This window comes from Nocardiopsis suaedae, from assembly GCF_027706745.1.
Taxonomy (GTDB): Bacteria; Actinomycetota; Actinomycetes; order Streptosporangiales; family Streptosporangiaceae; genus Nocardiopsis_A; species Nocardiopsis_A suaedae.
Genome location: NZ_JAQFWP010000057.1, coordinates 1 through 20,580, shown reverse-complemented (window position 1 = coordinate 20,580; position 20,580 = coordinate 1). Strand labels below are relative to the sequence as shown.

The 20,580-nt window shown below is 74.3% G+C and carries 18 protein-coding genes; 8 read left to right on the top strand and 10 right to left on the bottom strand.

The window, feature by feature from the left end; all coding sequences use genetic code 11:
* Positions 1 to 315 precede the first annotated feature (315 nt).
* Positions 316 to 975: a membrane protein YczE gene (gene yczE, locus O4U47_RS23705; RefSeq protein WP_270680164.1), complete on the bottom strand. Its 660-nt coding sequence runs from the start codon at positions 973 to 975 to the stop codon at positions 316 to 318.
* 64 nt (positions 976 to 1,039) lie between these two features.
* Between yczE and yczR the strand changes: the two genes are divergently transcribed.
* Together yczR and O4U47_RS23695 are read left to right on the top strand one after the other, a co-directional pair.
* Complete coding sequence (gene yczR, locus O4U47_RS23700; protein ID WP_270680163.1) at positions 1,040 to 2,467, top strand: MocR-like transcription factor YczR; 1,428 nt, start codon at positions 1,040 to 1,042, stop codon at positions 2,465 to 2,467.
* 105 nt (positions 2,468 to 2,572) lie between these two features.
* Positions 2,573 to 4,432: an AMP-dependent synthetase/ligase gene (locus O4U47_RS23695; RefSeq protein WP_270680162.1), complete on the top strand. Its 1,860-nt coding sequence runs from the start codon at positions 2,573 to 2,575 to the stop codon at positions 4,430 to 4,432.
* 163 nt (positions 4,433 to 4,595) lie between these two features.
* Here the strand turns inward: O4U47_RS23695 and O4U47_RS23690 are convergent, their stop codons facing one another.
* Positions 4,596 to 5,423: an alpha/beta hydrolase gene (locus O4U47_RS23690; RefSeq protein ID WP_270680161.1), complete on the bottom strand. Its 828-nt coding sequence runs from the start codon at positions 5,421 to 5,423 to the stop codon at positions 4,596 to 4,598.
* A 413-nt stretch (positions 5,424 to 5,836) separates the two neighbouring features.
* On the opposite strand from O4U47_RS23690, the gene moaA reads away from it, so the two are divergent.
* From moaA to mobA, 3 genes are all read left to right on the top strand, one after another.
* Positions 5,837 to 6,826, top strand: coding sequence for a GTP 3',8-cyclase MoaA (gene moaA / locus O4U47_RS23685; protein WP_270680160.1), 990 nt, complete (start codon positions 5,837 to 5,839; stop codon positions 6,824 to 6,826).
* A gap of 166 nt (positions 6,827 to 6,992) precedes the next feature.
* Positions 6,993 to 8,180 (top strand): RtcB family protein, encoded by a 1,188-nt coding sequence (locus tag O4U47_RS23680; protein WP_270680159.1) that lies wholly within the window; start codon positions 6,993 to 6,995, stop codon positions 8,178 to 8,180.
* A gap of 58 nt (positions 8,181 to 8,238) precedes the next feature.
* Positions 8,239 to 8,832, top strand: a complete 594-nt coding sequence (gene mobA, locus O4U47_RS23675; RefSeq protein WP_270680158.1) for a molybdenum cofactor guanylyltransferase — start codon at positions 8,239 to 8,241, stop codon at positions 8,830 to 8,832.
* A gap of 85 nt (positions 8,833 to 8,917) precedes the next feature.
* Here the strand turns inward: mobA and O4U47_RS23670 are convergent, their stop codons facing one another.
* A complete protein-coding gene (locus tag O4U47_RS23670; RefSeq protein WP_270680157.1) occupies positions 8,918 to 9,142 on the bottom strand; it encodes a hypothetical protein in 225 nt (74 codons plus the stop codon).
* Between the two features lie 469 nt (positions 9,143 to 9,611).
* Between O4U47_RS23670 and O4U47_RS23665 the strand changes: the two genes are divergently transcribed.
* A complete protein-coding gene (locus O4U47_RS23665) occupies positions 9,612 to 9,824 on the top strand; it encodes a dodecin (protein WP_270680156.1) in 213 nt (70 codons plus the stop codon).
* A 75-nt stretch (positions 9,825 to 9,899) separates the two neighbouring features.
* Here the strand turns inward: O4U47_RS23665 and O4U47_RS23660 are convergent, their stop codons facing one another.
* From O4U47_RS23660 to O4U47_RS23630, 7 genes are all read right to left on the bottom strand, one after another.
* A complete protein-coding gene (locus O4U47_RS23660) occupies positions 9,900 to 11,300 on the bottom strand; it encodes a metallopeptidase TldD-related protein (protein ID WP_270680155.1) in 1,401 nt (466 codons plus the stop codon).
* Positions 11,297 to 12,784 (bottom strand): TldD/PmbA family protein, encoded by a 1,488-nt coding sequence (locus O4U47_RS23655; RefSeq protein ID WP_270680154.1) that lies wholly within the window; start codon positions 12,782 to 12,784, stop codon positions 11,297 to 11,299. The genes O4U47_RS23660 and O4U47_RS23655 overlap by 4 nt, the downstream gene beginning before the upstream one ends.
* Before the next feature lie 86 nt (positions 12,785 to 12,870).
* Positions 12,871 to 13,740, bottom strand: coding sequence for a hypothetical protein (locus O4U47_RS23650; RefSeq protein WP_270680153.1), 870 nt, complete (start codon positions 13,738 to 13,740; stop codon positions 12,871 to 12,873).
* Between the two features lie 96 nt (positions 13,741 to 13,836).
* The gene (locus O4U47_RS23645) at positions 13,837 to 14,634 is read right to left on the bottom strand and encodes a cell wall anchor protein (RefSeq protein ID WP_270680152.1); all 798 of its coding nucleotides are present in this window, start codon (positions 14,632 to 14,634) and stop codon (positions 13,837 to 13,839) included.
* Between the two features lie 469 nt (positions 14,635 to 15,103).
* On the bottom strand, positions 15,104 to 15,709 hold the full coding sequence (locus O4U47_RS23640) for an OmpA family protein (protein ID WP_270680151.1): 606 nt from the start codon (positions 15,707 to 15,709) through the stop codon (positions 15,104 to 15,106).
* Complete coding sequence (locus O4U47_RS23635) at positions 15,706 to 16,257, bottom strand: hypothetical protein (RefSeq protein WP_270680150.1); 552 nt, start codon at positions 16,255 to 16,257, stop codon at positions 15,706 to 15,708. The genes O4U47_RS23640 and O4U47_RS23635 overlap by 4 nt, the downstream gene beginning before the upstream one ends.
* Positions 16,258 to 16,465: 208 nt before the next feature.
* A complete protein-coding gene (locus tag O4U47_RS23630) occupies positions 16,466 to 18,037 on the bottom strand; it encodes an LCP family protein (RefSeq protein ID WP_270680149.1) in 1,572 nt (523 codons plus the stop codon).
* Between the two features lie 390 nt (positions 18,038 to 18,427).
* On the opposite strand from O4U47_RS23630, the gene O4U47_RS23625 reads away from it, so the two are divergent.
* Positions 18,428 to 19,363, top strand: coding sequence for an Lrp/AsnC family transcriptional regulator (locus O4U47_RS23625; protein ID WP_270680148.1), 936 nt, complete (start codon positions 18,428 to 18,430; stop codon positions 19,361 to 19,363).
* Complete coding sequence (folP, locus tag O4U47_RS23620; protein WP_270680147.1) at positions 19,360 to 20,250, top strand: dihydropteroate synthase; 891 nt, start codon at positions 19,360 to 19,362, stop codon at positions 20,248 to 20,250. Before O4U47_RS23625 ends, folP begins: the two co-directional genes overlap by 4 nt.
* Positions 20,251 to 20,580: the final 330 nt, after the last annotated feature.

The following is a 20,580-nucleotide window of genomic DNA, read 5'->3' as shown; positions in this document are numbered from 1 at the left end:
AATGAAGATCACATCGTGCGCGGACGTACCGTATCCGACTCCGAGGGTGGTCGGGGGCGCCTGACCGTGCCTCGGTCACCTCGTGCCCTCCGCCGGGTCGCGGCGGCTGGGCCCACCTGCCCGCCGGTGCCGGGGACGGGTATCCATCGGTCTTCCCGCGACGCCTGTGCGCGACGCCTCCGTGCCCGTGCACGGACCGCCGGGCAGAGGAGGGCATGGGGGGATGGACCGACGATTCGCTCCGTCACCGTCCGTCCGGAACAGCGTACCGGCGCCGACGGCGTCCCGGGAGCCGTCGATCGCAATGGATCGGGGTCATTTCCGTTCGGGCACTTGCATGCGGGGGATGCACACCTGGGCGAGCGGGCCGATCGCCAGGGCGAAGACCAGCGTGCCCACCCCGGCCGTTCCGCCCAGCAGCATCCCGGCCGCGACCACGGCGACCTCGATCGCGGTGCGCGCCGCCCGGATGGACAGGCCGCGCTCGGCCAGCCCGGTCATCAGGCCGTCGCGTGGGCCCGGACCCAGCCGGGCGCCGATGTAGCAGCCGGTCGCCGCGCCCGTGACGACGGTCCCCGCCGCCAGGTAGGCGATGCGCAGCGGCAGGGTGTGCGGGTCGGGCAGCCACAGCAGGGTCAGGTCGACCGACAGTCCCACGAGCACGACGTTGCTCACCGTGCCCGGGCCGGGGCGCTGGCGCAGCGGGATCCACAGCAGCATCAGCAGCGCGCCCACGATGACGCTCCACGTTCCCACGGTCAGGCCCGTGCGCTCGGCCAGGCCCTGGTGGAGCACGTCCCACGGCATGGCGCCCAGGTCGGCGGCGAGCAGCAGGGCGCCGCCGATCCCGTACAGGTGCAGTCCGACCAGGAGCTGGGCCAGGCGGCGCGGCCGGGGCGCGGGGACGAGGCGGGCGGCGAGGGAGGCGACGCGGGATGCGGCGGGGAAACGGCGGGGCTGAAGGGAACGGGGCATGTGCGTAATATTGGCACCATGATGTGTCGCATGTTGAGTGCCAATTCGAGAAAGTGGACCGGTCGTGGCCGGTGACCGCCGGATCAATGGACGGCTATTGGCCCGCCTGGTCGGCGACGGGGCGCAGGGGCGGCCCTACTACCTGGCGGTGGGCAGGGCCATCGGCGGCCTCATCCTGGACGGCCGGGTGCCCACCCACACGCGGCTGCCGGCCGAGCGGGACCTGGCGACCGCGCTCGGGGTCAGCCGCAACACCGTCACGGCCGCCTACGCCTGGCTGCGCGAGAACGGGTACCTGGACAGCCGCCAGGGCGCCGGGAGCTGGACGGTCCTGCCCGACTCCGGCACCGCGGCCGCGTCCCCGTTCGTCCCCCAGGCCGAGCACATCGACCTGGGCGTGGCCGCCTCGCCCGCGGTCGAGGGGCTGCAGGAGGCGGCCCGCCGGGCCGTGGAACAGCTCCCCGCCCACCTGGGCAAGCTCGGCTACACCCCGCGCGGCCTGCCCGAGCTGCGGCACGCCGTCGCCCGCCGCTACGTCGAGCGCGGCCTGCCGACCACGCCCGACCAGATCTTCGTGACCAACGGCGCCCAGCACGGCGTGTCCCTGCTGATGGACCTGCTGCTCGAACCCGGCGACACGGTGCTGGTGGAGTCGCCGACCTACCCGCACGCCCTGGAGTGCGCCCGCCGCGCCGAGGCCCGCATCCGCACCCTCGGCGTCACCTCCGACGGCTGGGACATGGAATCGGCCGCCGACGCCTTCCGCCAGTGGCGCCCCAAGGCCGCCTACCTCATCCCCGACTTCCAGAACCCCACCGGCGCCCTGATGGACGACGACGAGCGCGCCGCCGTGGTGCGCGAGGCCAAGCGCGCGGGCACCTCGGTCATCGTCGACGAGACCGTGGCCGAGCTGGCCATCGACTCCGGCGACCAGCCCGCCCCCATGGCGGCCTACGACACCGACGGCCGGGTGTTCAGCGTCGGCTCGGTCTCCAAGCTGCTGTGGGGCGGCCTGCGGGTGGGGTGGGTGCGCACCACGCCGCCCATGGTGGAGCGCCTGATGGCGGCGCGGCAGCGGGTGGACATCAGCAGCCCGCTGCTGGACCAGCTGATCGTCACCCGCCTGCTGGCCGACGTGACCCGCATCCGGGCCGAGCGCAGCACCGGGCTGCGGCGCGGACGCGACGCCCTTGTGGGCCTGCTGCGCGAGCGCCTCCCGGGCTGGCGGTTCACCACGCCCAGCGGGGGCCTGGTGCTCTGGGTGGCGCTGCCCCAGCCGATCGCGGGGGCGCTGTGCGAGGCCGCGCTGCGGCACGGGGTCCACCCGGCGGCGGGGCCGGTCTTCGGCACGGAGGGGACGCTGGAGCGCTATGTGCGCCTGGCCTACACCCAGCCGCCGGAGGTGCTCGAAGAGGTCGTGGACCGGCTCTCCGAGGCCTACGGGGAGGCGATGGCCCGCCCGGCCCCGATGCACGGGGAGCTCTACCTCTGAGGGGTGTCAGCGGATCATCCGCACTCTTGCCCTTCCTCTCCTAACCGTGTTCGGATAAGCGGGCGGGAGTGACGTGGATCACGTTCGAGAGGCGGGAGGGCGGTCGTGGACGTCGAGCGGACCCTGCGCGAGCGCGCGGCGGTTGAGGCCGAGATCGAGGGCCGGACCCTGGTGGACTGGCTGCGCACCACGGCGGAGGAGGACGGGGACGCCCCCGCCCTCTCCGACCGGGTGGGCGACGGATGGAGGACGCTGACCTGGGCGCAGTACCGTGGCGCCGCCTTGGAGGCCGCGGCGGCCTTCGCCGGGGCGGGCATCCGGCCGGGCGAGGTCTTGGCGCTCATGCTGCCCAACCGCTCCGAGCACCTGATCGCCGACATGGGGGCCGTGCACGCCGGCGCGGTCCCCTTCACCGTGTACGCGACCTTCGCCCCGGAGCAGGTCGCCTTCGTCGCCCAGGATTGCGGCGTGCGCACGGCCGTCCTGGAGGGCGCCCAGGAGCTGGAGCGCTGGGGCCCGGCCTTGGAACGCTCCGAGACGCTGCACACGGTCGTGCTCATGGACCCCGAGGCGGTGCCGGACGCCCCCGAGGACGGCCGCCGATACGTCTCCTGGGCCGACTTCACCGCCGAGGGCGCCCGCCTGCACGCCGCCGACCCCGGCCGGGTGGAGGCGCGCGCGGCGGCGCTGACCCCCGAGGACAACGCGACACTGCTCTACACATCGGGCACCACCGGTGACCCCAAGGGCGTCTTCGAGACCCACCACCAGGTCCTCTACCAGTGCGTCATCACCCTGCGCGCCAACGCGACCCCGAGACGGGCCGTCACCCTCTCCTACCTGCCGATGGCGCACATCGCCGAGCGCGTCCTCAGCGCCTACCTGCCCATCAAAGTGGCCGGGCACCTGTACTTCTGCCCCGAGCTGCCCCGCCTGGGCGAGTTCCTGGGCCTGGTGCGCCCGCACGGGCTGTTCGGGGTGCCCCGCGTATGGGAGAAGCTCCAGGCCGGCCTCACCGCCGCCCTGGCCGCGGCGCCTGAGGAGCAGCGGGCGGCGATCGAGGAGGCCTCCCAGGTCGCCCGCGCCTATCTGGAACAGGGCCAGTACGGCCGCGAGCGCGAGCCCGGCCTGGCAGAGCGCTTCGCCAGGGCCGATGCCGAGGTGCTCGCCCCCATCCGCGCCCTCATCGGACTGGACCGGGCCGTCTACTGCATCACGGCCGCGGCCCCGATGCCCGAGGAGACCCTGCGCTTCTTCAGCGGCCTGGGGCTGCTCGTCCGCGACGTGTACGGCATGACCGAGAACTGCGGCGCCGTCACCGTCAACCGGCCCGACGCCTACCGGTTCGGCAGCGTGGGCGTGCCCTCGGAGGGCATGGAGGTGCGCGTCGCCGACGACGGGGAGCTCCTGGTGCGCGGCCCCATCAACGTCGCGGGCTACCACGAGCGCCCCGGCGACAGCGCCGCGCTCCTCGACGGGGAGGGGTGGCTGCACACGGGGGACGTGGGCCGCATCGACGAGGACGGCTTCGTCTACGTGGTGGACCGCAAGAAGGAGCTGTTCATCACCTCGGGCGGGGAGAACATCGCCCCGGCCTCCATCGAGAACCGCCTCAGGGAGCACCCGCTGGTCGGCCAGGCCCTCGCCTACGGCGACCGGCGCCCCTACCCGGTCGCGCTGCTGACGCTCGACGCCGAGGTCGCCCCCGGGTGGGCGCGGGCCCACGGGATCGAGGGGGCCGACCTGGCCGAACTGGCCGGGCACCCACTGGTGCTGGAGGAGGTCTCCCGGGCCGTCGAGGCGGCGAACGCCGGGCTGGCGCAGGTGCAGAAGGTCAAGCGCTGGCGGCTGCTGCCCACCGAGTGGAGCGTGGAGAGCGAGGAGCTGACGCCCTCGCTCAAGCTGAAGCGCCGGGTGGTCCACCGCAAGTTCGCCGACGCCATCGACAGCCTGTACGCCGGCTGAGGCGCGTCCGGGCGGCCCCTGGCCCCCTCCCCGCCCTCTGGGCGGGGGAGGCCCTCAGGGGGCCTCTGGGGCCCGGCGGGGGCCGTTCCGCCCCCTGGCCCGCCCCCTGGACACCCCCGCACGGCACCGAGGGTCCCCTCCGGTGCCGTGCGGGGGAACGCTCTCAGGTCCCGGAGGTGAAGCGCGCCGCGAAGCGGGCGACCTCCGCCAGGGCCTGCTCCGGGTCGGACTCGTTGAACACTTCGTGCTGGGCGCCGGGAAGGATGCGCGCCGTGACGTCGTTCCCGGCCAGGCTCAGGATGCCCTGCGTGGTGCCGTCGACCGGCACGATCCGGTCGTCCGAGCCGTGGACCCACAGCAGCGGCAGCGGGCCGATGGACCCGTCCGCCCGGATCCGCTCCAGCTCGGTGCCGACGGCCTCCAGGGTCGGGCGCTTGAAGGGGCCGTGCCACACCAGCTCGTCGGCGGCGTAGGCGGCGCCCACCTGCGGGTCCCGCGACAGCGTCGCCGGGTCGATGGGCACGTCGGGGATCTCCTCGTGCGCGAGCAGGCCAGGGACCAGGTCCCACCGGCCCAGCACCGGCCCGGACAGCGCCAGGGCCGTCAGCTCCTCCGGGTGCGTCTGGGCGTAGCGCGCGGCGATCAGCCCGCCCATGGAGTGGCCCACCATCACCAGCGGCAGGCGCGTGTAGGCGCTGCGGGCCTGGGTGACCAGGCGGTGCACGTCCTCCACCACGCCCGCGAAGTCCTCGATGAGCACGCGCTCGCCCTCCGAGCGGCCGTGCCCGCGGTGGTCGAGCCCGTAGACGGCCGCGCCGTTCGCGCACAGGTACTCGGCCACGTGCTCGTACCGGCCGATGTGCTCGCCGTATCCGTGGACCAGCACCGCCAGCCATGCGGGGTCCTCGCCCGGCGCGGCCCAGGCCCGGGCGTGCAGGCGCTGCGCCCCTCCGGGGCCGCCGGGCAGCCCCCATTCGCGCGAAACGGCCATCGAGGCTCCTTCCGTTGTCGTCCCCTGACGGTAGCGTGCGCGGTGCGCGTGGGGTCAGGAGCGCTCCCGCCGCACCGCAAGGGCCGCGGTCCCCGCACACGGGGGCCGGGCGCGGCGGACCCGCCGGAGGGCGGTGGGCCCGCCCCGGGCGGCTGTGGCATCGGCCGAATCTTCGCCGTGACGGGGGAGCGGTTTTGTACCGCGCGACGGAAATTCGACCGAAACCCGGCCAGAAAACGTCCCGAACTGGACGCACGTGTGCAAGAACGGCCCGTCCGGCACTGCGGGACGAACCACGCGTCTTTTAGGGTGGCGTGTGTCGGGAAGCACCAAGGAGATGCGGTCCCGGCCCCCACAGCCGCTTGCGGGCGGCCGCCGACCGGGTCCCGCGACGAACATGGGAGGTGTCGCCCGTGCTGGCTGATTCCTACGGGAGAGTGGCCACCGACCTGAGGGTCTCCCTCACCGACCGGTGCAACCTGCGCTGCACGTACTGTATGCCCCCGGAAGGGCTGGAGTGGCTGCCCAAGCCGGAGCTGCTGACCGACGACGAACTCCACCGCCTGATCCGTATCGGCGTCACGATGCTCGGAATCACGGAGGTCCGATTCACCGGGGGCGAGCCGCTGCTGCGCCGCGGCCTGCCCGGCATCATCGCCGCCGCGACGGCGCTGCGGCCCCGACCCAAGACCGCGCTCACCACCAACGGCATCGGACTGGCCCGAATGGCCCCGGCCCTGGCCGAGGCCGGGCTGGACCGGGTCAACGTCTCCCTGGACACCCTGCGGCCCGACGTCTTCGAGCGGCTGGCGCGGCGCCGCCGCCTGCCCGACGTGCTCGACGGCCTGGCCGCCTCCGCCGAGGCCGGGCTGGTCCCGGTCAAGGTCAACGCCGTCCTGATGCGGGACGTCAACGACGACGAGGCCCCCGACCTGCTCGCCTACTGCCTGGAGCGCGGCTATGAGCTGCGGTTCATCGAGCAGATGCCGCTGGACGCCCAGCACGGCTGGCGCCGCGACACGATGATCACCGCCGACGAGATCCTCGACCTGCTCGGCACCCGCTACGACCTGGCGCCCGACGATACCGAGGAGCGCGGCAGCGCCCCGGCCGAGCGGTTCCTGGTCGACGGCGGCCCGGCCACGGTCGGGGTGATCGGCTCGGTCACCCGGCCCTTCTGCGGGGCCTGCGACCGGGTGCGGCTGACCGCCGACGGCCAGATCCGCAACTGCCTGTTCGCCCGAGAGGAGTCCGACCTGCGCCCGCTGCTGCGCGAGGGGGGCACCGACGAGGAGATCGCCGAGCGCTGGCTCGCCGCCGTCGCCCGCAAGATGCCGGGCCACGGCATCGACGACACCGGGTTCCTGCAGCCCGCCCGTCCCATGTCGGCGATCGGCGGCTGAGGCCGGGGCGGATCGGTCCCCAGGGGCGGGCGCAGGCACGGAAAACCCGTTGCCGCAGCGGGTCCGCCCCTGGTCTGATTTCGGGGCGCCGGGCCGGGAGGTTCGGCGGCACCGGCCATGAGGGCCGGTGCGACCGATCCGCCCGTCAGAAGGAGGCGAAGGGGCCATGCCCTACACGGAGGCGCCCGGTGCGCGCGTGCCCATCCGGATGTGGACCGACCCGGAGGGCGTCGAACCGGCCGCCATGGACCAGCTCCGCAACGTCACCCGTATGCCCTGGGTGCACGGCCTGGCCGTGATGCCCGACGTGCACTACGGCAAGGGCGCCACCGTCGGCTCGGTGATCGCGATGCGCGACGCCGTGTCCCCGGCGGCCGTGGGCGTCGACATCGGCTGCGGCATGACCGCCGTCAAGACCTCGCTGACCGCCGAGGACCTCCCCGACGACCTGGGCCGCCTGCGCTCGGACCTGGAGGCGGCCGTCCCCGTCGGCTTCCGCATGCACCGCTCGCCGGTGAACGTCGCGCGCCTCCACGGCCTCAAGACCGGCGACTGGGACCGCTTCTGGGGCCGCTTCGAGGACCTGGCCCCCTCCGTGCACGGCCGCCGGGACCGCGCCTCCCACCAGATGGGCACCCTGGGCGGCGGCAACCACTTCCTGGAGGTCTGCCTCGACGACGACGGCACCGTGTGGACGGTGCTGCACTCGGGCTCGCGCAACATCGGCAAGGAGCTCGCCGAGCACCACATCGAGCGGGCCCGCAAGCTGCCGCACAACCAGGACCTGCCCGACCGCGACCTGGCCGTGTTCGTCTCGGGCACCCCGGAGATGGACGCCTACCGCCGCGACCTGTTCTGGGCCCAGGAGTACGCGCGCCGCAACCGCGACGTCATGATGGGCCTGGCCTGCGACGTGCTGCGCCGCTCCTTCCCGGGCGTGCGCTTCGGGCAGTGGATCTCCTGCCACCACAACTACGTCGCCGAGGAGACCTACGACGGCGTGGACGTCCTGGTCACCCGCAAGGGCGCGATCCGCGCGGGCAAGGGCGACCACGGCATCATCCCCGGCAGCATGGCGACGGGCACCTACATCGTGCGCGGCCTGGGCAACGCGTCCTCGTTCAACTCCGCCTCCCACGGGGCCGGGCGGCGCATGAGCCGCAACAAGGCGCGCAAGACCTTCACCGAGGCCGACCTGGCCGAGCAGACGCGCGGGGTGGAGTGCCGCAAGGACACCGGCGTGGTGGACGAGATCCCCGGTGCGTACAAGGACATCGAGGAAGTGATCTCGGCGCAGACCGACCTCGTCGAGGTCGTGGCGCACCTGCGCCAGGTCGTGTGCGTCAAGGGCTGAGCTGAGCGGCCGCCGCGGAGCCCGGCCGGGCTCCGCGGCGGCGCCGAGGGGAGGGGCCGTGGAGGCGCTCCAGGAGTGCGACAGCGTCATCCTCGCGGGCGGGAGGGCGCGTCGCATGGGCGGCGCGGACAAACCCGGCCTGGAGGCCGGGGGAGCGACCCTGCTGGAGCGCGTCGCCGCCGCGGCTCCGGGCCGCGTGGTCATCGTGGGGCCGCCCCGCGAGCGCCCGCACGCGGTCTACGTCCGTGAGGACCCGCCCGGCTCCGGGCCCGTCCCGGCCTTGCGCGCCGGGGCGGGCGAGGTCCGGGCGCCCTGGACGGCGGTGCTCGCCGGTGACATGCCCTTCCTGCGCGCCGAGCACGTGACGGCGCTGCGGGCGGCCGCCGAGGGGCGGCACGGGGCCGTCATGGTGGACGCTGAGGGGCGGGAGCAGTGGCTGCTGGGCGTCTGGCGCACCGAGCGGCTCCGCGCGGCCCTGGAGGCCTACCCCGGGGCCTCCCTGCGGGGCCTGTTCGCGCCTGCGGGGTGCGCCCGGCCGTTCGACTACGCGCGGGTGCGGACGCCCCAGGGCGCCGAGCTGGCGGCCTTCGACTGCGATACGCCCGAGGAGCTGGCCCGCGCGCGGGAGCTGCTGCGCGACGGGACGGACTGAGGGGCGCCGTGCGCGCACCGCCGCCTTCCGTGCGGCGTGCGGCGCCGGTCGGGCCGCGGCCCCCTCAGGCCGCTCAGTCTGCGGCTCAGCCCGTGAACTCGTCGAAGGGCACCGTCTCGCGCAGGAACCCGCGGACCTCCAGGAAGTCGGCCAGGTAGCCGCGGTGCTCGTCGCAGGCCAGCCAGGTCTTGCGGCGGTCCGGGGTGTGCACCTTGGGGTTGTTCCACACCAGAGCCCACCGTGCCTCCTGCCGGCAGCCCCTCCGCGAGCAGACGGGCGGTGCGGTTCCGGCGGGCTCGGTCGTGCTCAACGGGGTGCTCTCCGGGCGGTACGGCGGTGTCGGTGCGGCCGTGCCCCGGCCGGCGCCGCCGGGGCCGCGCCGGCCGGGGCCGGGAAAGAAAAAGGCGACGCCGGGTGGCTACGGGGGCAAACCACCCGACGTCGCGCGCGGTGTTCCGACGGGGGCTCGAAACACCGGCCCAGCGCTCCGACGGGGGACCGAAGCGCTGCCCCCAATGTACACCGCCACTCCCGGGGGTACGTCAAGACTCAGTTACGACGTGATCTCGGGATAGTCCCGCGGACCTGCTGTTTCACCAACTAATGGCGAATTATCCGGAACGGGACCAATGGTGTATGGGCGGAACCCGTAAAGGGTCGGGAAAGCGGCGGAGAAGGGGGGATTGCCCGATCCGCCCCCAGGGAAGGGTGCCGGGAAATGTGCGATGGAACACATCGCCGGCGTCCGAGGGGGCGCCGGCGGCGGAGGAGAGGCGGCCATGAGCGAGCACACCTACCGGGTCACCGAGATCGTCGGCACCTCGCACGAGGGCGTCGACCAGGCCATCCGCAACGGCATCGAGCGGGCCCAGCAGACCCTGCGCGGGCTGGACTGGTTCGAGGTCACCCAGGTGCGCGGCCACCTGGAGGACGGCCGCATCGCGCACTACCAGGTGGGGCTCAAGCTCGGATTCCGCCTCGAAGAGGACTGAGGGGCGCACGGGCGGGACGCGGCTCCGGACCGCCGCGGGCGAGTCCGGAGCCGCTCTCCGGCCGTCTGAGGGCCTTCAGGAGGCCTTGCTGACCGTCGACATGTTGAAGTCGGGGATGCGCAGCGGCGGCATCGCCGTCCGGGGGAAGACGTCCCCGGCCTCACGCGACAGGGCCGGCACCGACGCCCCGGCCTCCGTCGCGCGCCCCAGCAGGTCCAGCGGCGACTCGTTGAACCGGAAGTTGTTCACCGCCCCCGTCACGCGCCCGTCCTCCACCAGGTACACGCCGTCGCGGGTCAGACCCGTCTGGAGCATCGTCTGCGGGTCCACCGACCGGATGTACCACAGGCACGTCAGCAGCAGCCCGCGCTCGGTGCGCGCCACCATCTCGTCCACGCCGCCCGCGGCCCCCGGCAGGTCCAGCACCAGGTTGTCGATGAAGCCGGTCGGCTCCATCCCGGTCCTGCGCGCCGTCGCCCGCGTCTGCCCCAGCGCGTTCAGCACCCCCTCGGAGATCCAGTCCGTGCGGCGCAGGGGGAGCCCGTTGTCGAAGGCGCTGATGTCGCGCCCGGGGCTGCTGGCGATCACGAACGGCGCGCACTCAAGGCCCGCGTACCCCGGGTCGCTCAGCAGGTTCAGCGGGAGCCCCGCCACCCGCTCGCCCACACGCGTGCCGCCGTCCGGCGCGGACAGGGCCGACCGCCCCTCAAGGGCGTCCCGCGCCCCCGAGTCCCAGTACAGCGGCACCATCAGGTCCGCCACCGCCTCGGGCGGCAGGACGGCCTCGTACCGCCCGGCGGGCAGCTCCACCCGGCGCGACGCCCACCCGGCCCGGCGCGCCAGCTCGGCGTCGAGCGCCTCGGGGTCCACGGCCGCGAAGTCCGGCGCGCTCCGGCCCACCCAGGCCGAACGCGGGTCGGAGCCCTCGGCGCGGGTGTTCATCTCGATGGTGCCCTCGGGCTGGTCGTGCCGCAGCCGGACCCCGGTCGAGGTGCCCAGGAACGTGGAGACGACGGTGTGCTCGGCGAACCCGTAGTGCAGGCGCTCGGACGTCTCCGACCCGCGGAACACCCGGCCCAGCCCGCGCGCGGTCTCGGAGAACACCTCCACGCCCGTGGCCGCCGGGGGCGCGTCCCAGTCGCCGCCCCGGCCGGCCTCCTCCGGGGACGCCAGCGGCACCGCCTCCTCGGTGGGAATCGCCGACGAGGCGGCCTTCTCGGCCGCCCGCACCAGGCCCTCCAGCTCCCCGTCGCGCAGCCCTCCGCGCTCGACCACGCCCACCTGGGCGCCGCCGGGGCCGTCGACCAGCGCCACCACCGTCACCGACCGCGACCGCGCGGCGCCGTTGGTCGTCAGTGAGCTGCCCGCCCAGCGCAGGTTGGCGCTGCTGCGCTCACGGACCAGCACCATGCACCCGTCCGCGCGGGACAGCCCCAGGGCGCGCTCGACGAGTTCCTGCGGGGTGGACACGCTCACTTGCCTGCCTCCTGAACCGTGTTGAGGACGCGGATGCCGGTGAAGGCCGCCGACGGGCAGCCGTGGCTGACCGCCGCTACCTGGCCGGGCTGCCCCTTGCCGCAGCGGAACGTGCCGCCGAGCACATAGGTGCTCGGGCCGCCCAGCGCCGCCATCGCGTTCCAGAAGTCGGTGGTGGTGGCCTGGTAGGCGACGTCCCGCAGCATCCCGTCCAGGCGGCCGTTGCGGATCCGGTAGAAGCGCTGGCCGGTGAACTGGAAGTTGTACCGCTGCATGTCGATGGACCAGCTCCGGTCGCCCATGATGTACACGCCGTCCTCCACGCCCTCGATCAGGCCCTCGGTGGTGGGGCCGTCGGCGGCGGGCGCCAGCGACACGTTGGCCATGCGCTGGATCGGCATGGTGGAGGGGGAGTCGGCGAAGGCGCACCCGTTGGAGGCGTCGTGGCCGGTCAGGCGGGAGATTCGCCGGTCGCGCTGGTAGCCGGTGAGCACACCGCCGCGGATCAGGTCGAAGGAGGAGGCGGCCACCCCCTCGTCGTCGAAGCCGACGGTGGCCAGCCCGTGCTCGACCGTCCGGTCGCCGGTCACGTGCATCGACGGCGCCCCGTACTGCAGGGAGCCCAGGTGGTCGGGGGTGGCGAAGGACGTCCCGGCGTAGGCGGCCTCGTAGCCGAGCGCGCGGTCCAGCTCGGTGGCGTGGCCGATGCTCTCGTGAATGGTCAGCCACAGCTGCGACGGGTCGATGACCAGGTCGTAGCGGCCGGGCTCGACCGAGGGGGCGCGCAGCTTCTCCTCCAGCAGCGCGGGCAGCTCGTGCAGCTCGGCCTCGACCTGCGCGGTGTACTCCGCCCCGCGCCCCACCGGGGGCGAGAGCGTGCGCATGCTGTCCATCAGGCCGTTCCTGTTGGCGAACACCTCCACCTCCGGGGCGATGCGCACCCGCTGCTGGGTGGTGGAGGTCCCGGCGCTGTCGGCGTAGAACTTCTGCTCCTTGGCCTGGAGCAGGGTGGCGTCCACGTGGTCGACGCGGTGGTCCTCCAGCAGGCGGCGGGACCAGCCGGACAGCAGGGCGGCCTGCTGGCGGACGGTGGTGGCGAAGGGGTCGCTCTCGTAGGAGGAGACCCACACCGCATCGGGGTGGGCGGGCTCGGGGGCGAGCTCGATGCGCTCGGCCGTCAGCGGGGCGGCCACCCGGGCCATGTCCACGGCGCGCTCGGCCGCCTCGGCGGCGGCGCGGGGCTCCAGGACGTCGCTGGAGGCGAAGCCCCACACCCCGTCGTGCACCACGCGCACGGCGAAGCCGAGGGTGTCGGAGTCGGCGGCGGTGTCGACCGAGCCGTCGGTGACCGACAGCACGCGGCCGCGCACCCGCTCCAGGCGGAAGTCGGCGTGCTCGGCGCCGAGCGCGCCGGCGCGCTCCAGGGCGGCGTCGGCGAGCTCGCGCAGGGGCAATGCGAGGAAGTCCGAATCGATGTCAGGCACGCCGGACAACCTACTTCGCGGGCCCACCCGCCCACCAGGGGCCGCGCCAGCGGCGCGGGGCGGCCGCGGCGCGCGCCCCCGGCCGTTCAGCCGCCGCGCTGGACGTCCACATGGACGTGGTCGAGGTGCCGCAGGATCTCGTTGTCGGGGTCGGGGGAGCGGTAGTCCCACCAGCCCCCGGCCGAGCCGCGGGCGTTCCAGATCTTGTCGTCGAAGATCACGTTCGCGACCCGCAGCTCCTCGGCGTGGGCGACCAGCCAGTGCGCCAGGAGCCACCCCTCGCGCCGGTTCTCCTCATTGACCGGGCGGTAGAACACGTCGATGGCGCGGCCGTCGTAGTGGGCCGAGTCGGCGCCGTGGCCGCTGTCGACGCCGCCGGGCTCGTAGCCGCCGAGGCTCTGCTCGCCGAAGACCTCGCCCATGGCCTCCAGCACCTGTTCGGCGCGCGGGGTCAGGCCGGACTCGGCCATCTCCTGGCGCTCCAGGCCCGAGGCGGGGGAGGCGCGGCAGGTGAGGCTGGGGCCGGCGTCGTCGGGTGGGCCCTGGGCGAGGCGTTCGAGCGCGGCCGGGTCGATGTCGGAGGTGTCCGGGGCCTCGGCGCCGCGCGCGCTGAGCGCGACGGCGGTGGTGGCCCGCTGCGCCTCCTCGGTGGTGAGGGCGATGGCGCCGTCCTCGGTCTGGACCGCGCACTCGGGGCCCCAGGGGAGCGCGGTGCGGTCCCTTCCGACGGCTTCGAGCAGCCGGGGCGCGGCCAGAGCGAGGCCGCCCGCGATGAGGGCGAGGACGGCGAGGGTGATGAGGCAGCCGACGAGGCAGCCGCCGCGCTTGCGGCCGCGGCGGCGGGCCCGCCCGCGCGCGCCGGGGCCGGAGGCGCGCTCGGGTCCGGTTCCGTCCTCGGAGGAGGGACGGGAGGGCGGAAGGTCGTCGGAGGCGCCCTGACGGGGATCGGTGCTCACGGCCGGTACGACGAGCCGGGACGGGGGAAGGTTCCTGTTCGGGAGGTCGGGCTCTCCGGATTCCCGGCCGCTTCGGCGCCCCGCGCGCTGGGCCCTTCAGGCGAGGACCGACCATGCGGCGAAGGCGCCGCCCGCGATCAGGACGAAGGCCCAGACGCGGTCCATGGTGACCCAGCGCAGGCGCATCGCGTGGACCCCGAGGAAGTCGTAGGCGATGAGGGCGACGACCCCGGCGGCGGCGAACATCGCGAGCGTATGGACGCCGGTCGCGAAGAGCCCCAGGAACGTCGCGTCGACGAGGCTCCAGGAGGCGTCCGCGGCGCCGTCCGCGGTGGAGGCCGCGGCTGCGGAACCACCGTCCGGGGGCATCCCTGCCGTCGCCTCGGCTGCTCCTCCGGAAGTCCCCTTGGCGGGGTCTTCGGCGACTCCTCCGGCGGCGTGCGCGGCGGCGCCGCGGTGGTGCCCGCCGCTGACGGTCCCGGAGCCGCCGTGGGCGAACTCGCCTGCGAGGACGGGGAGCACCATCAGGCCCGCGCCGTGCATCGAGGCCATGAAGAACGACCAGACACCGATCTGCGGCAGCGACATGCGCACGTCGGCCCAGTGGAAGTGGCGCCGCGCCAGCAGGGTCCACAGCCCGGCCGCGACCAGCAGGGCGCCCCCGGCCACGGTGAACCAGTGGGAGGCGGTGAGGGAGCCGGTGACGGTGATGACCAGCGCGACCGCGGCGATGGAGGCCGCGTGCCCGAGGGCCAGCGGGGGCAGGGAGCGGAGGAGCGCCGCGCGGCTGCCCTCCTGGAGTCCGCGGGAGACGGCCAGGAGCCATCCCATCGCGGGGTTGGCGCCGTGGAAGACGCCGAGGCCGATCAGGGTCCACAGCTGCGCTGAGGTCATCGCCCACCGATCCCGTCCGCAGGTCGCGCCGCCTGTGCCCCACAGCGAGCGTCACACGGGGCGACGGAGCGATCAACGCTCGGCAGCGTCCCTGGCCGGGTCCGGTCACCGGCGGAAGAGCGTGTTTACGGGGGCGCAGGGCTGTCGTCCGGGGCCCACGGGCTCCATCCGCACCGCGCATCAGGTTCTGGCCGTGGGCACAACCGGGTGGCGGGCGTGCAGGCGGCCGCAGACGTTCGACGGCTGTCGGGGGCGGCCGACGGCGCCGGGGGGCGAGCATGGCGGTTCACCGGGCCCGCCCGCCGGGCGGAGGGCGGCGACGAGGACGGGCCGGGGCGCCGGTCCCAGGGATCGGCGCCCCGGATCCGGACGGCAGGCGAGGGGAATCCGGCCCGTCGACGGGTCCACTGCCGGGTCCACTGCCGGGACCAGCCCCCGGCCCCCTGCCCGGAGACCCCCGGACCGCCCGTCAGTCGCCCTCGAAGGTGATCTCCACGCGGCGGTTCTCGGCCCGTGCGCTGGGGACGTCGTTGCCCTCGCCGTCGGTCTCCTCGGCGACCGGCTCGCTCGACCCCCGGCCCTCGGCCTCGATGTCCGGGGCGGCCGAACCGAGTTCGTCCTCGATCGCGCCCTTGACCGCCTCGGCCCGGTCCTCCGACAGCTCCTGGTTGTAGGCGTCGTCCCCGATGCCGTCGCTGTGCCCGACGACCTGGACGGTGCCCCCGGCGCCCTCCAGGCGCCCGGCGATGCCGGCGATCGTGTCCTGGGCTTCGTCGGTCAGCGAGGCCTCGTCGAAGGCGAACAGGACGTCGGCGGCGATGGTGACGGTCGTGGTGCCGCCCTCGCTCTTCTCGGTCTCCAGCTCCTCGACCGACTCGGACGGGGCGATGCCGATCACGGAGGGCGCGGGATCGATGGGGACCACCGCGTCGGCGAGGGTCTCCTCGGTCACGGCATCGGGGTCGCCCGCGACCTCGCCCGTGTCAGCGGCGGCGGCCGGGGTGAGCACGAGCGCCAACGCGGCGCCGACGGCTCCGGCCCCCAGCGTGTGCGGCCCCGCCGCGCGGCGCCTCACCCCGCCTCCTGCAGCGGGACGTCCATGATCGGGTCGAACCCGTAGAAGTAGATGTCGAAGGCCGAGGCGTCCTCGCGCGGTGCGGCGAAGAAGACCGTCATCACGTTCGGCTCGTCGTAGGTGAGCTCGGTGGAGGCGGACGGTTGGAGGTAGATGCCGGCCTCGTCCTGGACGACGTGGTAGCGGAGCAGGTTCTCCATGTCGACGAGCGAGACGTGCGATCCCAGGACCGGGGCGTCGAGGTCGGTGAGCTGCAGGCGGCTCGCGGGGTCCGAACTCGGGGTCCCGGGGGTCAGCGTGTAGTCGAGCTGCATCAGGTCGCCGCGCACGGTGAGCCCGTTGACCTCGATCTTCACTTCGCCCTTGTGCTCGTGGTAGGGGAAGGTCCCCTCGGCGATCACGTCGTCCGTGGAGACCTGCGAAGGGGAGGAGGCGGCCCCGCCGCCCCCGTCCTCCTCAGGGTCCTTGTCGCGGTTGTTCCCCGAGCACCCGGCCAATGCGAGGGCGAGGACGAACACGGGGACCGCGGCCTTGACTGCTGGACGCACGGGGGCGGCTCCTTAGAAAGCGGTGTGGGGGACGGTGTCCGCCGGGTTCGGATGCGCCTCCCGGGCAACCGGTTCACCCGTGGCCACGCAGTGTCCGGATTCGGTCACGCTGCACGTGCGGACCGGGGCGGGCGTGCGTACGCGGGGCGGGCGGCGGGACCGGTCCCGCCGCCCGCCCCGCGTACGCCGCGGATGCGTCCGGGCCGCCTCAGGGGCAGAGGGCGTCCAGCGAGCCGGCGTCGTCGCCGACCTGGCGTCCGGGCGTGGTCGGCGAGGGGTCGTCCAGGCCCGTGTACTCCTGCCACTCGGTGGTGTCGTCCCCGCCCTCTGGGCCCTGCTGCCCTTCCGGGCTCCCGTCCTGCCCTCCGGCGGCGCCCCCGCCGCTCGGGTCGCTGGAAGGGCCGGACGGGGAGGGGTCCGGCCCGGGGGCGGCGTCGGCCCCGTCGCCCTGCCCCTGCTCCTGTTCGTTCACCGCGTCGGCCACCATCGCCCGGATCTCCTTCCAATCCGGGTAGGCCGGGTCCACCTGGGGCGGGGTGAGCTGAAGGGTCTTCATCGACCCCTCGTCGTCGATGAGGTCGGCCAGCTCGATGAAGGCGGGCACCTTGGTCTGGGGGATGTCCGTGCGCAGGGTGCGCTTGGCGGCCCCGGCGAGGTCCTGGTAGCCGCGCAGGACCGCGGTCGGGTCGGCCTGCTCGACCACGTACTTGAGCAGGCAGCCCTGGCGCCCCATGCGCGTGTAGTCGTCGCTGTTGACGCGGCTGCGGCCGTACCAGAGCGCCTGGTTGCCGTCGAGGTGCTGCTGCCCGGCGGGCAGGATGTCGCCCTCCAGGCCGTAGGGGATCGGGTCCTCGAGGTAGACGTCGATGCCGCCGATGGCGTCGATGATGCCCTCGAAGCCCTTCATGTCGACCAGGGCGTAGTACTCGGGCTCCAGGCCGGTCATGTGGCCGACCACGGACTTGAGGGTGTCGGCGGACGGGTCGTCGGCGGCGGGGTTCTCGGCCAGCTGTTCGGGGTTCTCGGCGACCGCCTGGTAGACCTCGTTGAACAGGTCGTCGAACCCGGCGGGGGGCGGGTAGGCCTCCGCCAGCTTCGACCCCTCGGGGAACTGCACGTCCTCCAGGTTGCGGGGGATGCCGATGAGCACCACGTCGCCGGTGTGGACGTCGATGCTCGCCAGCATCGTGGAGTCGTTGCGCATCCCGTACCGGTTGCTGCCCGAGTCGCCGCCGATGAGCAGCACCTCGATGCGGTCGCGGCCGTTCCACGGGTCGGCGGCGTCGTGCGGCGGTTCACCCAGCGGGTCCACGGACCCGAAGACCGAGGAGAGGGTGGAGTAGGTGACGTAGGACGTGTGCATCACGGCGGCGGCGGGGGCGGCGGCCACCGCGCACAGCACGACGACGAGTGCGCCGCCCGCGGTCGCGGCACCGGCGCGGGAGGGGCGCGGCCGGGTGATGACCCAGGAGTGCACCACCACCGCCATCCAGACGACGGTGCCGGCGAAGGCGATGGCCGAGGCGGTGAGCAGCCAGCGGCCCTGGACCGCCATGCTGGCCCCGAGCGTCACATCGCCGAAGAGGAGGACGCCGGCGGCGACGAGCGCCGCGATCGCCAGCGCGTATCCGCTGAGCAGGACGATCCCGGCGGTCCGGCGCCCGGTGCGCAGGTGGGCGATGCCCGGAAGGACGAGCGAGGCCGCGGTCAGCAGCAGCGCTCTTCCCAACCCCGATGGGCGTGCCGCCGCATCCTGCCGCTCATCCCCTGGTGATGCCATCGGGGTCCCTTCTCTTCATTCCCCGCCCGCTGTGGCGGGCGGTCGTGTTCGGGCGCTCCGCCGAGCGCGTCGTCGGGCCTCCGGCGCCGCGGTCCGGGCGCGGCGTCACTTATGGGCGTACCGCATCCAGAGGCGACCATGCCGGATGACAGTGTCTCGCTTTGCCGGAGTCGTCCGCACGCGGGGACGCGACACGGCACGTTAGCCATCTGTCCGGCATGTCGCAAAGACGGGTCGTATGTCTGGTCTCGCGGGCATGCATCGCCGAATACGTGCTTGTTTCTTCCGTGATCTGTAGTTAAGGAACGCCGCAACTGCCATGATCTGGCCGCAGGAGGGGGCGGCGCCCGGGGGGAATGGGCGCCGTCGAAGGAACGAAAGGCGAAAATCGTGCTCGATGCGGTCGATGCTGCGCTCATGCGGGCGCTGCAGGGGGACGGAAGAGCGACCTATCAGGCCCTCGCCGACGGGGTGGGGCTCTCGCGCACGGCCGTGCGCGCCCGGGTGCGCCGCCTGGTGGCGCTCGGGGCGATCAGGATCGTCGGGGTGCTGCACGCGGGGGTCATGGGCCGGGAGGTGTTCGCCCATGTTTCATTCACCGTTTCCGGCCCGGTGGGGCCGCTGCTGGGGGAATTGGCCGAGCGGGAGGCCGTCACCTTCGCCGCGCAGACGGCGGGGCGCTTCCCCGCCGTCGCGCAGGTGAGGGTCCGCGACGACCAGGCGCTGGCCGAGGAGGTCGCCGCCATGCGCGTACTGCCCGGGGTGGGGGGAGCCGAGGTCTTCCGGGCGGGCGGCGTGGTCAAGGACGCCGACAGCGGCGTACGCGAGCTCAGGGACATCACCATCGACCCGCTGGACTGGCGGCTCGTGCGGCACCTGCAGCAGGACGGCCGGGCCTCCTACGCGGAGCTGGCCCGCCGGGTGGGGCTCTCGCAGGCGGCGGCGCGCTCGCGCGTGGTCCGGCTGATCGAGGCCGGGGTGGTGCACGTGACCGCGCTGGTGGAGCCCACGGTCGTGGGCGCCGACGAGCGCCTGGGCTTCGGCGTGCGATGCCGGGGGGACGCCTCGGTGCTCGCGGCGCGCCTGGCCGCGGTGCCGGGGGTGTCCTTCCTGGCGGCCGGCTTCGGCCGGTACGACCTGGTGGGCACGGCCGCGGCGGCGGACCGCGCCGCCCTGGTGGAGGCGGTCGAGGCGATCCGGGCCTGCCCTGACGTGGGGCGGCTGGAGACGTGGGAGCATCTGCGGGTGGCCAAGGAACGGCTCCGCGGCGACGGGGGAGCGGCCCCGGCGGCGGTGCCCCGAGCGAGGAAGGGCGTGGCGGCGTGAGCACGGCGGGGGCGGGTGCGGCCCGGGAGGGGGCGGCGGGTGCGCCGCCGCTGACCCTGCGGCTGGGCGGCAGGTCCTTCGCCCCCGGGGAGCACGCGGTGATGGCGGTCGTGAACCGCACCCCCGACTCCTTCTACGACCGCGGCGCCACCTTCGCGTTCGACGCCGCGGTCCGCGCCGCCGACGCGGCGGTGGAGCGCGGCGCCGACATCATCGACGTCGGTGGGGTCAAGGCCGGGTACGGCGCCGAGGTGGGCGAGGACGAGGAGATCGGGCGCACCGCGCCCTTCATCGCCGAGCTGCGCCGACGCCACCCGGACGTGGCCATCTCGGTGGACACCTGGCGCGCGCGGGTGGGGGAGGAGTGCGTGCGGGCCGGCGCCGACCTGATCAACGACACCTGGGCGGGGGCCGACCCGGACCTGGCGCGGGTGGCCGCCGCGACCGGCGCGGGCCTGGTGTGCAGCCACACCGGGGGGTTGGGGCCGCGCACTGATCCGCACCGCGCCGCCTACGGGGACGTCATGGCCGACGTGGCGGCGACGGTCGCCCGGCTCGCCGAGCGCGCGGTCGGGCTGGGCGTGCGCCCGGAGGGCATCCTGGTGGACCCCACCCACGACTTCGGCAAGAACACCTACCACTCGCTGGAGCTGACCCGCAGGCTGGGGGAGCTGGCGGCGACGGGGTGGCCGGTGCTGGTGGCGGTCTCCAACAAGGACTTCATCGGCGAGTCGCTGGACGCGCCGCTCACCGACCGGTCGGCGGGCACGCTCGCGGTCCTGGCGGTATCGGCGTGGGAGGGGGCGCGCGTGTTCCGCGTCCATGACGCCGCCGCGGCGAGGACCGCCCTGGACACGGTCGCCGCGGTCCGCGCGTCGGGGTCCTAGCCTTCCGAACGTGGCGGCGGATCGGCGGATCCCCCGCTGACGGGCCCTGGCCGGGTGGCGGGATTCCGGGGTGCGGGGTGGTGGGCGGCGACGACGCAGGTCGGCGGCCCTACCTGCCGGTCGGTCGGCCGCCGGGTGTCTGCGTGGTCGGGGTGTTCGGCGACGACGGCACAAGCGGGGCGGTTCCCCGGGCCTACCTGCCGTCCGGCGGGCCCCTCGCGGTGCGGGCAGGCGGGCGGCGGGCCGCCGGGGTGCGGGGTGGAGGGCGGCGACGACGAAGGTCGGCGGCCCTACCTGTTGTTCTGTCGGCCGCCGGGTGTGTGCGTGGTC